The sequence below is a fragment of the Microcystis sp. M53602_WE12 genome, assembly GCF_030065455.1.
Lineage (GTDB): Bacteria > Cyanobacteriota > Cyanobacteriia > Cyanobacteriales > Microcystaceae > Microcystis > Microcystis aeruginosa.
In genome coordinates this window covers 1-11,892 of the sequence record NZ_JASJFB010000304.1, presented here as the reverse complement: position 1 = coordinate 11,892, position 11,892 = coordinate 1, and the positions used below count along the sequence as shown (strand labels likewise).

General features: G+C 41.8%; 16 protein-coding genes. 7 read left to right on the top strand and 9 right to left on the bottom strand.

The genetic code is table 11. The features are described from left to right. Positions 1-89 precede the first annotated feature (89 nt). The 6 genes from PX482_RS10955 to grxC form a co-directional block, all read right to left on the bottom strand. Entirely contained in the window at positions 90-476 is a 387-nt protein-coding gene (locus PX482_RS10955; RefSeq protein ID WP_502888554.1) for a Coq4 family protein, read from the bottom strand. Between the two features lie 555 nt (positions 477-1,031). After that, positions 1,032-1,652: a leucine-rich repeat domain-containing protein gene (locus PX482_RS10950; RefSeq protein ID WP_288122434.1), complete on the bottom strand. Its 621-nt coding sequence runs from the start codon at positions 1,650-1,652 to the stop codon at positions 1,032-1,034. Between the two features lie 220 nt (positions 1,653-1,872). Next, a complete protein-coding gene (locus PX482_RS10945) occupies positions 1,873-2,175 on the bottom strand; it encodes a HigA family addiction module antitoxin (protein WP_002762337.1) in 303 nt (100 codons plus the stop codon). 12 nt (positions 2,176-2,187) lie between these two features. Then, complete coding sequence (locus PX482_RS10940) at positions 2,188-2,463, bottom strand: type II toxin-antitoxin system RelE/ParE family toxin (RefSeq protein ID WP_002762339.1); 276 nt, start codon at positions 2,461-2,463, stop codon at positions 2,188-2,190. An 84-nt stretch (positions 2,464-2,547) separates the two neighbouring features. Next, on the bottom strand, positions 2,548-3,036 hold the full coding sequence (tadA, locus tag PX482_RS10935; protein ID WP_002762341.1) for a tRNA adenosine(34) deaminase TadA: 489 nt from the start codon (positions 3,034-3,036) through the stop codon (positions 2,548-2,550). Beyond that, complete coding sequence (gene grxC / locus PX482_RS10930) at positions 3,021-3,338, bottom strand: glutaredoxin 3 (RefSeq protein ID WP_002751734.1); 318 nt, start codon at positions 3,336-3,338, stop codon at positions 3,021-3,023. The genes tadA and grxC overlap by 16 nt, the downstream gene beginning before the upstream one ends. Before the next feature lie 32 nt (positions 3,339-3,370). On the opposite strand from grxC, the gene PX482_RS10925 reads away from it, so the two are divergent. From PX482_RS10925 to ccmS, 4 genes are all read left to right on the top strand, one after another. After that, positions 3,371-3,931, top strand: a complete 561-nt coding sequence (locus tag PX482_RS10925; protein ID WP_002762343.1) for a 5-formyltetrahydrofolate cyclo-ligase — start codon at positions 3,371-3,373, stop codon at positions 3,929-3,931. 342 nt (positions 3,932-4,273) lie between these two features. Beyond that, complete coding sequence (locus tag PX482_RS10920) at positions 4,274-4,591, top strand: slr1957 family protein (protein ID WP_002762345.1); 318 nt, start codon at positions 4,274-4,276, stop codon at positions 4,589-4,591. A 251-nt stretch (positions 4,592-4,842) separates the two neighbouring features. Beyond that, the gene (locus PX482_RS10915; RefSeq protein ID WP_002762346.1) at positions 4,843-5,856 is read left to right on the top strand and encodes an aldo/keto reductase; all 1,014 of its coding nucleotides are present in this window, start codon (positions 4,843-4,845) and stop codon (positions 5,854-5,856) included. Positions 5,857-6,024: 168 nt separating this feature from the next. Beyond that, on the top strand, positions 6,025-6,465 hold the full coding sequence (ccmS, locus tag PX482_RS10910) for a beta-carboxysome assembly chaperone CcmS (protein WP_288122435.1): 441 nt from the start codon (positions 6,025-6,027) through the stop codon (positions 6,463-6,465). Here ccmS and nagA read toward each other — a convergent pair. Beyond that, positions 6,421-7,572 (bottom strand): N-acetylglucosamine-6-phosphate deacetylase, encoded by a 1,152-nt coding sequence (gene nagA / locus PX482_RS10905; RefSeq protein ID WP_288096380.1) that lies wholly within the window; start codon positions 7,570-7,572, stop codon positions 6,421-6,423. The two genes, ccmS and nagA, sit on opposite strands and share 45 nt — an antisense overlap. 493 nt (positions 7,573-8,065) lie before the next feature. Between nagA and PX482_RS10900 the strand changes: the two genes are divergently transcribed. The 3 genes from PX482_RS10900 (at position 8,066) to PX482_RS10890 (ending at position 10,310) form a co-directional block, all read left to right on the top strand. Further along, positions 8,066-8,860: a metallophosphoesterase family protein gene (locus PX482_RS10900; RefSeq protein ID WP_288096379.1), complete on the top strand. Its 795-nt coding sequence runs from the start codon at positions 8,066-8,068 to the stop codon at positions 8,858-8,860. 79 nt (positions 8,861-8,939) lie between these two features. After that, positions 8,940-9,758, top strand: a complete 819-nt coding sequence (locus PX482_RS10895; protein ID WP_002762361.1) for a SirB1 family protein — start codon at positions 8,940-8,942, stop codon at positions 9,756-9,758. 87 nt (positions 9,759-9,845) lie between these two features. Then, positions 9,846-10,310 (top strand): VOC family protein, encoded by a 465-nt coding sequence (locus tag PX482_RS10890; RefSeq protein ID WP_288058546.1) that lies wholly within the window; start codon positions 9,846-9,848, stop codon positions 10,308-10,310. Here the strand turns inward: PX482_RS10890 and PX482_RS10885 are convergent. Together PX482_RS10885 and fabZ are read right to left on the bottom strand one after the other, a co-directional pair. Next, positions 10,307-11,074 carry a TspO-related membrane protein gene (locus tag PX482_RS10885; protein ID WP_002762364.1) on the bottom strand — a complete coding sequence of 256 codons (768 nt, stop codon included), beginning with the start codon at positions 11,072-11,074 and terminating at the stop codon, positions 10,307-10,309. The two genes, PX482_RS10890 and PX482_RS10885, sit on opposite strands and share 4 nt — an antisense overlap. Before the next feature lie 3 nt (positions 11,075-11,077). Then, a complete protein-coding gene (gene fabZ / locus PX482_RS10880; RefSeq protein ID WP_002762366.1) occupies positions 11,078-11,557 on the bottom strand; it encodes a 3-hydroxyacyl-ACP dehydratase FabZ in 480 nt (159 codons plus the stop codon). Between the last annotated feature and the right edge of the window lie 335 nt (positions 11,558-11,892).

Sequence of the window (11,892 nt, the reverse complement as noted above, 5' to 3'; positions counted from 1 at the left end):
TTGTGGGAGCACAATGGAAAGCAGAGAATGTTCCTCAGTATTTGAAGCTACGTTGTGCTTATCTCAACGGCGATATTGCCTGAGTATTTTTACTCATTGCAAAACTGGGATGCTCCCAAATTATAGGCGATGACAATCTCTTCCCAGAGAGAGGCTAAGGAAAGTGGAGAAGAAAATAAAGCTCCGAATAATCCCCCTAAAAGTAGGACAATAGCTAGAGGGCGACGAGTTTGACTTAATTCAAAAGCTTTCAGTTGCAATTCTCCCGTCACATCGACACCAAAACCCGTTACTATATGCCAGATATCGTGAGTTTGCCGTAAGCGAAGCAGCAGATAATCTGTATCGGAATTGACCTGAATAGACCGATAAAAATTAGGATCAAAATTGAGACTAATTAGGTGAGTAGCATAATGATAACCCAGGGAATCTTCTGGGAGTTTTAGCAGGGTTTCTAAACAGGGACTAGCGGCCAGATATCTTTGGGCAATTATTTGAGCGGTAGCTCGATCCCTTTTAACATATTGCCAAGATAATCGCTGTAACCAACTCTCTTTTAAGCCATCTTCAATATCATATACAGACAGAATGTTACCGGGATTTTGTCAAAGAGAAATTATTCCCTTGGCCACACTGATTAGATTAGTTGTGAATAGCATATAATACTAAATCCGTTGAGTATAGGCTACATATGAGGACAGGCACTCATGCAAGAGGCAAGAGGCAAAAGGGAGAATAAATAATCAGTTTTTAATAACCGGATTTAGTATAAGAGGTTGAGAACGGGAAAAGGCCAAGAGTTTTCCCAGTTTGATAAAAAGAGAGATTAATATTAAATATTTGTAAACTTTTTTGCCTAAGTTACCTTTCTGTGGTAAGCAAATCTTTACTGCTCCGATTCGGGGGTTTCTTGGGAGGTGTCATCGTTGTTGGTTTTTGGTTCTTGTCCTTTAAAAATCCTGATAGATCGCCAAAAACCCTCTAAAAACTGATTGAAGGTCGTTTCATTGATTTTACCCGTCCAGAGCAAACTAAAAGAGGACCCACAGGGAGGTAAGTCGAGCGAGCGCTTCTGGAATCTCCCTGATTTGGTTATTGCTGAGAGAGAGGCTTTTCAGGGAGGTGAGGTGAGCGAACGCTTCTGGAATCTCCCTGATTTGGTTATTGTAGAGATAGAGGTATTGCAGGGAGGTGAGGTGAGCGAGTGCTTCTGGTATCTCGCTGATTTGGTTATTGCTGAGGTAGAGGAATTGCAGGGAGGTGAGTTGAGCGAGCGCTTCTGGAATCTCGCCGATTTGGTTACTGCTGAGGTAGAGGTGTTGCAGGGAGGTGAGGTGAGCGAGCGCTTCTGGAATCTCGCTGATTTGGTTATTGTTGAGAAAGAGGCGTTGCAGGGAGGTGAGGTGAGCGAGCGCTTCTGGAATCTCGCTGATTCGGTTATTGTTGAGAAAGAGGCGTTGCAGGGAGGTGAGGTGAGCGAGCGCTTCTGGAATCTCGCTGATTTGGTTAAAGCTGAGGTTGAGTTCTTGCAGGGAGGTGAGTTGAGGGATTTCGGGGGGAATTTCTGTTAAGTTTTTGTTGGACAGATCCAACTTCTCCGCTCTTTCGTCTTTTGCCCGTTGAATCAACTCTAATACTTCCTGTGCTGTCATTGACCATCCCCCCGCTACCATATTTACTCCATTTTGGCAAAAGATCCAGTTAATGCAACTGGTGGTGATCAGCTAGTCCACTGTTAACAGTATGATTAACTCCCACACGCGGTTATTCATACATTTGTATCAGTTTAAGGATAACTGATAATTGCTGATTGTCGCTATTTCTGCAAATGTGAGATGCAGCCAAATGAATAATTATAGAATCCAAGAGAATTTATCCTGAAGACAGGGATTGATAAGGAATAATTTTTTCGAGGGTATTTCCTAACTTTTCCCTCGCTATATCTAACTCATAGGCTTTTTGTAAATTCATCCAAATTTCTGCTCCTGTATTAAAAAAACGCCCTAATTTTAAAGCAATATCTCCCGTGATATTTCCTTGACGTTTGAGAATTTGCTCAAGTTCATTCTCAGAGATATTAATTCTTGTGGCAAGCTGAGAAACATCAAGATTAATTTCCTCTAATTCATCAGCTAAAATTTCACCGGGGTGGATAGGACTTTCCCAATTATTCATCGTGAATTCTCCTTAATGATAATCAACAATTTCAACATTAGTAGCTGCATCATCCCATGAGAAACAAATACGATACTGGTCATTGACACGAATACTATATTGACCGATTCTATCTCCTTTTAAACGTTCTAAGCGGTTACTCGGCAATCCTGCCAATGCTTCTAGTGTATTAGCACTTTCTAAAATACGCAATCTTTTGATCGCTAATCGTTCAATCCCAGAAAACTTTTTAACAAACTGCTTATTATATAGCTTTTCTGTATCTTTACATCGAAAGCTTTTAATCATGGGTTATTTTTGTCATGTCTAAGGCAATAATTTGATAAATTTAGCTAAATTTATCAACCGTCCCGATAATTACTCAAATTTTTCTCATCTTTTTTTCTCAAACCATGTTTGTAATAATTCCCCGGATTCCTTGGCTAAAATTCCCGCGATTACCGGTAAACGATGGTTAGAAAAAGGACTATCAATAAAATTAGCCACAGTGCGGATAACTCCTGTTTTGGGATCGTCAGCACCGTACACTAATAATCCTAATCTAGCCTGAATGATTGCCCCGGCACACATGGGACAGGGTTCGAGGGTGACGTAGAGGGTACAATCCTTTAAGTGCCAATTGCCTAACACTTGACTAGCGGCACGAATCGCCAGAATTTCGGCGTGAGCGGTGGGATCATGGTGTTTTTCCTTGCAATTAGCCCCTTGAGCGATTAAATGTCCCTGTTTATCCACGATAACCGCTCCCACAGGTACATCACCCCGGTTTCCCGCAGTTGCCGCTAAATTTAAAGCTAACTGCATCCATTGCCGATGTTTCTCATAGGCTTTTTCATCAATAGACTTTAGATAGTCCCACATTTAGCCAGTAAATTATCTAATTTTTTCTGACCATCCAAAGCATACAAATCATCACAACCACCGATATGTTCATTATTAATAAAAATCTGTGGTACACTGCGTTTACCGTTGGACCGTTCGGCCATGGCTTGACGAGCGCTTTCATCCCCATCAATCTTGTATTCGGTGTATTTTACCCCTTTCCAACCCAGCAACCATTTAGCCCGAATACAGTAGGGACAAGTTGCCCAAGTATAAATTTCCACATTGGCCTTGATATTCTCGTTATAACGCCCAAAAAGCGAGTTAAATAGATTTAGCATCTTGTGACTACAGAAATATTTATCTTTATTTTATGGATTCTGCTACCAAAAAAGCCCAATTACGCAAACAACTAATTGCCCAAAGACGAGCGCTTCCTAAGCATATTTGGCAAGAAAATAGTCAGCAACTTTGCAAAAATTTACAATCTTTACCCCTCTTTCAGCACGCTAAAACCATTCTCGCTTACTTCAGTTATCGTCAAGAGCCGGATTTAAGTTCCTTATTTTGTCAACACCATCGCTGGGGTTTTCCCCGTTGTGACGGAGATAGCCTGACTTGGCACTGTTGGACTGCCGACGATCCCCTAGAATTAAATCGTTATGGCATCTACGAACCAACAGCGATCGCTCCTCTCATTTTACCGGCTGAAGTGGACTTACTATTAATTCCCGCCGTCGCTTGCGATCGCCAAGGTTATCGCTTAGGCTACGGGGGGGGTTATTTTGATCGTCTCTTACATTCCCCCGAATGGCAAGCTATCCCCTCGATCGGGATTGTCTTTGACTTTGCCTATCTCGATACCCTTCCCCTCGATACTTGGGACCAAAAATTACAGGCAATCTGTACCGAATCGAGAACCGAAATTTTTTAACAATTATTTCCCTATTCCCTCACACCCAATCCCCAAGCTGATCCCTGTCTCGGAGTCTCCTATCTGGGAGTCTCCTGTCTCCTATCCCCTATCTCCTGTCTCCTATCTCCTGTCTCGGAGTCTCCTATCTCCTATCTCCTATCTCCTATCTCCTGTCTCCTGACTCCTGACTCCTGACTCCTGACTCCTGACTCCTTACCTCACCGTTAACTTTACTTTTCACCGACTACTCATATATTAAGTTTTATTGAATCCGATCGACCCTTAAGATAGCTTTGCTAGGATGAAATTCACATCAGGAGATGTTTATAGTAATCACCGGAAAAAGTCAACAGGGAAGCAATGAAACACTTTCACGAACCATGGATTCAAGAATGGTGTCAAGAAAACGGCTGGACAGAGCTATTTCTCGAACGCTACAGTAATTATTGGGCATTCCCTCCCAATGCCGTGATGCCAGAACCAATTCCCACCAAAGTGTTACAAAACATTAAGCGCCAAAAAGGTCTATCCCCTGCCGAAAAACTTTGGTTAGGAGTGGCGATCGGATTGACTCTGACAGCTTTAATTCTCTGTATCACCCTCGCTTGTCCCATGCCTATAGTTCTCGCTTTCGCTTTTGATGCTGTCACCGCAGCGCGATTGGAAGTGGAATATTAACCCAGCAAAAATTGAGCAGCAGAAACCCAAAAAGGGGGAGATTTTTCCGAAAGTCTTCCCCTTTGCCGCTTTTTTCTGGACAGGTACGATCGATCTGTCTTGAATCAGTAATCGGTGATTAGTGGTCAGTAGGAGAATAGAATATTAAGTGAGCAGTATTCAATGGCAGTTTTCTGCTGTCTTTTCACTGATTACTGTTTACTGTTTACTGGACGGCTACGCCGTGCCTTTGACAACACTGAAAAGCTCTCATGTCCGAATCTCGTCGCTTACAGTTTACCCCCGATCTGGAAATTTGTCGTATTTTGAACGGAATGTGGCAAGTTTCAGGAGCCCATGGTTCGATCGCACCCCAAAAAGCGATCCCTAGTATGTTCTCCTATCTAGATGCCGGTTTCACCACTTGGGATCTGGCCGATCATTACGGTCCGGCCGAAGATTTTATCGGTGAATTTCGTCGTCAATTAGTCGCCCAAAGGGGCATTGATGCCTTAAATAATCTGCAAGCTTTCACTAAATGGGTTCCCCGTCCGGGTAAAATGACTAAGGAAATAGTCGCAAAAAATATCGCTATTTCCCTACGTCGTATGGATGTGGATAGTCTCGATTTATTGCAGTTTCACTGGTGGGATTATCGCGATAAAAATTATCTAGATGCCTTATATTTTTTAGGAGAATTACAACAGGAAGGCAAAATTAAACACCTGGCCTTGACTAATTTCGACACGGAACATTTAAAAATTATTCTCAGCGCCGGGATTAAAATAGTCTCCAATCAAGTCCAGTTTTCTCTAATCGATCGCCGTCCCCTCGTCAAAATGGCGCAATTTTGCCAAGAACATAACATCTATCTACTCGCCTATGGTACTCTAGCAGGAGGCTTATTAGGGGCAAAATATCTCGGTCATCCCGAACCCAATGCCATGAGTCTCAATACCGCTAGTTTACGGAAATATAAAAACATGATCAATGCTTGGGGAAACTGGCAATTATTCCAAGAATTATTAACCGTTCTTAAAGCGATCGCTGATTCCTATCACGTCACCATTCCTAATGTGGCAGTGCGTTACGTTCTCGAACAAAAGGCCGTAGCCGGGGCAATTATCGGGGTGCGTTTGGGTGTTGCTGAACATATCCAAGAAAATGCCCGTATTTTCGATTTTCAATTATCCCCCCAAGACTATCAAAAAATTGATCATGTCTTGCAAAAATCCCGGGATTTATTGCAGTTGATCGGTGATTGCGGTGATGAGTACCGTCGTTAAGTAGGTAGGTGTTAAAAATTGTCAGCTTTCCCCCCTTATTAAGGGGGATCCCCCCGCCTATCGGCACCCCCCTTATCAAGGGGGGTAGGGGGGATCGGCACACCCCTTATTAAGGACTGATAACTGATAACTGATAACTGAAGACTGATAACTGAAAAGAGGCTAATGATGAGATTTGAACAACCAATCCCCGATGATCCCGCTAATCAATGGCGCTATCAATTAGATCAATTCGTGCAAGAAAATCAACAGGAATTAGCCGGTTTAATGTGGGGTTTACTCTCGGAATGGGGAGAAGATGCCCAAGAAACCCTGGGCATCGATCTTAAACCCCAGCCCCATTTTGTCTGTTGTTCTAGGGAGGCTCTAGAGAAATTAAATCGCCAGGTTAATCGCAAAATTCAAGAGATGCTTGGGATTATTTACCGCTATAATCCCAGGGAAGAAGTGGCTATAGTCGCTATCGGTGATGGTCAGGTAAAATTGATTTATTTTCAACCCGATCTTTCCCCTCCTGAATGTTTTGATCGCCTCGAAGTGGATCTCGATACCCTCATTCAACAGTTAGAGGCCAAAATGCTGGCGGAAATCCAATCTTTCCCAATTTGATGCCGATTGCCAGCGCAAAAAGTTGGCAGATTGTCCCACCGATAAACCTGCTAATCCGATCGCTTTTCTGGGAGATTCTGTGCCTAGAAGAATCGCCGTTTCTAAATCACATATTCCCCAGTTAACTAAATTGGCTACTCCTTGTAATAAGGGTAAGGTTGTTCCCGCTAAAGTACCGTCAAAAAGTCTTGCTGTTCCCTGTTTAACTTCAATTTCTCTCTCGTCCCAAGGATAGACACCATCTTCTAAACCGATCGGCGCTAAAGCATCACTAACTAAGAAAATTCCTCGATGATAATTACTGGCTTTTAGTAATAATTCTATCATGGTTGGATGGATGTGTTGACCATCGGCAATTAACCCACAATACACATCGCGATTGATAATTGCTTCCCCTAATAACCCCGGTTGACGATGGTGTAAAGGAGGCATGGCATTAAAGGCATGAGTAACCATTTTTGCCCCCTGTAAAAAGGCTTTTTTGGCTATTTCTTGACTCGCTTGCGAATGTCCTAAACTGACGGTAATCCCTCGATCGCTTAGGTATTTAATTACAGTACCGCTACTATCTAATTCGGGGGCTAGGGTGATAATTTTTACGATCGATAAGTAGTCCCCAAAAATTTTATCTATTGTTTCTATACTTGGGGTTAAAAGATATTGTCCCAGATGCGCCCCCCTTTTTTCATAGTTTAAAAATGGTCCCTCTAAATGTACTCCTAAAACCTGCGCGCTCGCTCGATTTTCCTGTTTCTGTTTCTCGATATATTTGGCAATTACTGAGAGGGATTTTTGAAATTTCTCCACAGACGTGGTTACTAAGGTGGGCAGATAACCATCAATTCCTTGATTCCCAAGATAATCACTAATCTTATCTAATTTTTCTAGATCTGTTATTTCTAAGTCGGGAAATGCTAATCCTAATCCTCCGTTGATCTGTAAATCTACTCCTCCCAACGATAGCCAATCCCCTTCCATATCGATAATCTTTTCCCCTTTTTTCCTTCCCCCCATCTCCGTGATTCTCTCGATCTTTCCCGCAGCATTTATTTCTACTTGTTGTCGATCCTGATAGGCGGGAATTCTAGCGTTAATTAGGGTTATCATAGAAGCAGAAAACTAATTTTTTTTTATTATAATCTCAAAAAAAAACTTTTTTTTTGATCATGCTTGACAAGGGAGCATTTTTGTGAGATACTTTTTTCTAGAATGGGAATCTGTGCGTTAGTTGATAGTTGCTGACATCCAATTGTATAAAAACTGATCATAAAAAAATAATACCATAACCTGTCCGCTCCCTGCCCAGAGATTGCAAAAATACTTTACAAAACAATTAAGTAGGGAGGCACAATTATTTGTAGGATGGGTTAGCGGTAGCGTAACCCATGCGGTAGTTGGGTTTCATGCTTCAACCCAACCTAAGTTCATCTTATATTTAATTCCACCCACCTACTTACAGCCTTTCTCCCGCAGTTCCGGCGTTCCCCAAAACCAGTGACTGTCAGAGGGAAAGCTTTGTCCTATAATAAAATTAAGACCTTATAAAAACTGCTTTTTTAGCGATAAAAGAGTAGCAATCTCAGCAATTAGAGAGGGGTGTGTGTTTTTTAAAAAAATAGAGAAACAGACTCAAGAACCGCGTCGTATTATTATCGGAGATGTGCATGGCAGTTTTCAGACACTTTTGCGACTATTAAACCGAGTTGCTCCCGATAGTGAGGATGAGGTTTATTTTCTGGGGGATTTAATCGATCGAGGACAGCAGAGCTTGGAAGTGGTGGATTTGGTGATCAAAAATAACTATCAGTGTCTCCTAGGAAATCATGAATATATGCTCTTAAAAGCTCTGGCAGGAAAAGAAGTTTCTGAAAAATGGTTTAACGGCTGGATCGAGAGTGGCGGGGCGGCGACACTACTAAGTTATAATAACAATATACCCGCCGAGCATATCAATTGGTTCCAATCTCTACCCGCTTATTTAGACCTAGGAGATATTTGGTTAGTTCACGCGGGAGTACACCCAGAATATCCCCTTGAACAGCAAACAAACGAGCAGTTTTGTTGGATTAGAAACGAATTTCATGCCATGACCCAACCCTATTTCAAGGATAAACTAATTATCACAGGTCATACTTTAACCTTTACCTTTCCCGATGTCAAACCGGGACAACTAGCTCGCGGCAACGGTTGGCTAGACATTGAAACTGGGGTTTATCATCCTCAAAGTGGTTGGTTAACTGCTTTAGATTGGACAAATCAATTAGTTTATCAAGTGCAGAATCAAAATAAAAATTGTCGCACGATACCTTTAGAAAAAGCGGTGGTTAATCTAGACCTTGACAAGATTTCTCGTTACTCCTCCAGGGAAAGCTCATCTAAATCACTGAATCTTTAATGGTGATTCAGAAAAGAGAGGCCATAAAACCAGAAGGATCGGTTAAAATAGTTGATAATCTGATTAATACCCTTTTCTAATGACCCTTGAACTCTTATACCAAGCTTTCATCGAAACAATTCAACATCCTGACCCTGAGATAAATCTAGCTCGGGCAGCCCTACAAATAGCCAATTTTGAATATCCCCGTCTCAAGATTGATCACTATTTAAATAGAATAAATTTAATGGCTGACGAGGTAAAAAAACGTTTACCAGATAGATTATATCCCTTAAAAATAGTCAAGGTTATCAATCAATATTTGTTTGAAGATTTACAATTTACTGGTAATACCCAAGAATACTATGACCCCCGCAATAGCTACTTAAATGACGTAATCGATCGCCGCACAGGTATTCCGCTCACTCTCTCGATCATCTATTTAGAGATTGCCAAACAGATCGATTTTCCCATGGTAGGAATTGGTATGCCTGGGCATTTTATTATCCGTCCCGATTTCGAGGAAGTGGAAATTTTTGTCGATCCCTTTCACGGTGGTGAAATCCTATTTAAACAGGACTGTCAAGAAAGATTAAGTCAAGTTTATCAACAGCCAGTTAAATTAGAAGAACATTTTCTCAATATTGCTACCAATCAGCAAATTTTATTACGTTTGTTGACTAATTTAAAATATATTTACCTGAATCGTCAACAATGGTCTCAGACAATTCGGACAATAGATCTGCTACTTTTGCTCATTCCTAATCATCCCCTAGAGCTGCGCGATCGAGGTTTAGTTTACTATCAAATAGGACAACTCAGCCAAGCGCAACAGGATTTAGGCTTCTATCTCGCTCTCCTACCCAACGCTCAAGATGCAGAATCCATTCGACAATTATTGCAAAAAATTAACTCTTAAGTTGTCCGTCGTCAGGAGATTATTTTTATTTGTTCTCCCCACACCCCACACCCCACCAACAAACTTTTTCAGCAAACCCTAACTAAAATGACTATTAGTCCTTCCGTAACCGCGAAAAAACTCAAAATCGGTCAACTGCGAAAAGTCCATCATATTGCTTTCAACGTCAAAGATATGGAGGTTTCCCGTCATTTTTATGGGGAAATATTAGGATTAGAGGAATTAGTGGGCGAAAAAATTCCCAGTACCTTAAAAGAATTAGTTGCCCAGGGAAAAGTGGCCAATTTTATCACCCCCGATGGTACAGTAATTGACCTATTTTGGGAACCAGATTTAAACCCTCCCGACGACAATCCCGAAATCGCTTTTACCCGTGCCAATCATTTAGCCTTCGATATTGCCCCGGAATGCTTCGATTTTGCCCTAGAAGTGCTACAAAGTCAGGGAATTACTATTGCTAGTGGACCCGTGACCCGGCCGACTGGGAGAGGGGTTTACTTCTACGATCCCGATGGCTTTATCGTCGAAATTCGCTGTGATCCCGCATCTTAACGACTCAGAGGACGAAAATTGCCACGAAAAACCAAAAAAGTTAGGGTAATCGCTAATATAATCGCTGTTATCGCAATTAGAGGCAGAGAAATCTGTTTAACAGCGATCGCCAAAAAAGCCCAGATAAACACCCCGATAAAAGCCCGATCTTTTCTTTTTAAACCGACTAAAATCGCGATTATCGCCCCGATAACTAGGATTATTACCGTCCAGATCTGGTCTGTTAGACCCCATCGCTGCCAGTTGATCCAATCTAACACCGAAGCGACGTTGACAATCGTGGCTACGGTAATCCAAGCGAAATAAATACTAATAGGAGCATTAACTAATAAACCCTGTTTACGATTGACAATCAAGCGATTAATTTCTAAGCGAAGATAAAGCCGGATGAGAGGAATTAAAATGCCTAGCATTGTCAATAAAGACAGGGTAAAAAAACGCAATTGAAAGAGAATTACCCAGAGAATCTGACAAGCACTAGCGATGGCTAATTCGTAGCCTAACCGACGCAAACGCGGTTCAGTTTTATTGAAAGCCAAAGCTTGGTAAATTCCCAGACTAATTAAACCCAGATAAATTAATCCCCAGATAGCAAAAGCATAATTAGCGGGAATAATTAAGACATCTTGAAAAACTGTATTCGAGATAGCCCCGATATTTTCGCCGTTGAGAGGGAAAATATTAGCGAAAATATTGGTGATAAAAGCCCCTAGAATAGCAAATAAATTTAGTTCTTGTCGGAGACGATCTCGATCAAAATTCATAGGTCAATCAAAGATGGAAAACATCATTTCGCCCTGAGCGGCCAATTGCCCATCGACTCTTGCTTCCCCTTGCATTTTAGCAATTTTATTCATCTTGAAGGATAATAATTCCACCGTCATGATCAATTGATCCCCTGGCACCACAGGACGACGAAAACGGGTTTTATCAATGCCAGCGAAGGCAAAAAATTTCCCTTTCATCCCAGGTAATTGGGTCAAAATCACTCCCCCCACTTGGGCCATGGATTCAACAATTAACACCCCCGGCATCAAGGGACGGTTGGGAATATGACCGGGGAAAAAAGGCTCGTTGATCGTGACATTTTTTAGGCCAACAGCTTTTTTACCTGGTACATAGTCAATAATCCGATCAACTAGGGCAAAGGGATAACGATGGGGCAGTAGTTGGCGAATTTCCTCGACGGTAAAGGTAGTTTTTATGACTGGTTCCAACTCGGTTAAGGCTTCGGTAACGATGGTCATGCAAGTCAAAAATTACAAGTGAGATCAGACATTATCTCATAATCAGTTATCAGTTATCAGTGATCAGTGATCACTGATCAGTTATCAGTGATCAGATGAACGTAGGTTGGGTTGAAACATGAAACCCAACGCCCGCTCATGTTACGCTACCGCTAACCCATCCCACAAATAATTGTGCCTCCCTACTTAGGGTTTGCTGAAAAAGTTTTTCCTAGGGGCAGGGTGTAGGGTGTAGGGTGTGGGGTGTGGGGTTTTACCGATTTTGAGGGGGTCAATTACCTAATTTTCAGGGAAAAAGTAGCTGAATTTCCCCCTGATCACTCCCATATCTGGTA

Coding starts and splice junctions, on each gene's coding strand:
- PX482_RS10885 (WP_002762364.1), bottom strand. CDS start 11,074: ATGAATTTTGATCGAGATCGTCTCCGACAAGAACTAAATTTATTTGCT.
- fabZ (WP_002762366.1), bottom strand. CDS start 11,557: ATGACCATCGTTACCGAAGCCTTAACCGAGTTGGAACCAGTCATAAAA.
- PX482_RS10920 (WP_002762345.1), top strand. CDS start 4,274: ATGAAACACTTTCACGAACCATGGATTCAAGAATGGTGTCAAGAAAAC.
- PX482_RS10890 (WP_288058546.1), top strand. CDS start 9,846: ATGACTATTAGTCCTTCCGTAACCGCGAAAAAACTCAAAATCGGTCAA.
- nagA (WP_288096380.1), bottom strand. CDS start 7,572: ATGATAACCCTAATTAACGCTAGAATTCCCGCCTATCAGGATCGACAA.
- PX482_RS10915 (WP_002762346.1), top strand. CDS start 4,843: ATGTCCGAATCTCGTCGCTTACAGTTTACCCCCGATCTGGAAATTTGT.
- ccmS (WP_288122435.1), top strand. CDS start 6,025: ATGAGATTTGAACAACCAATCCCCGATGATCCCGCTAATCAATGGCGC.
- tadA (WP_002762341.1), bottom strand. CDS start 3,036: ATGTGGGACTATCTAAAGTCTATTGATGAAAAAGCCTATGAGAAACAT.
- PX482_RS10940 (WP_002762339.1), bottom strand. CDS start 2,463: ATGATTAAAAGCTTTCGATGTAAAGATACAGAAAAGCTATATAATAAG.
- PX482_RS10950 (WP_288122434.1), bottom strand. CDS start 1,652: ATGACAGCACAGGAAGTATTAGAGTTGATTCAACGGGCAAAAGACGAA.
- grxC (WP_002751734.1), bottom strand. CDS start 3,338: ATGCTAAATCTATTTAACTCGCTTTTTGGGCGTTATAACGAGAATATC.
- PX482_RS10945 (WP_002762337.1), bottom strand. CDS start 2,175: ATGAATAATTGGGAAAGTCCTATCCACCCCGGTGAAATTTTAGCTGAT.
- PX482_RS10895 (WP_002762361.1), top strand. CDS start 8,940: ATGACCCTTGAACTCTTATACCAAGCTTTCATCGAAACAATTCAACAT.
- PX482_RS10925 (WP_002762343.1), top strand. CDS start 3,371: ATGGATTCTGCTACCAAAAAAGCCCAATTACGCAAACAACTAATTGCC.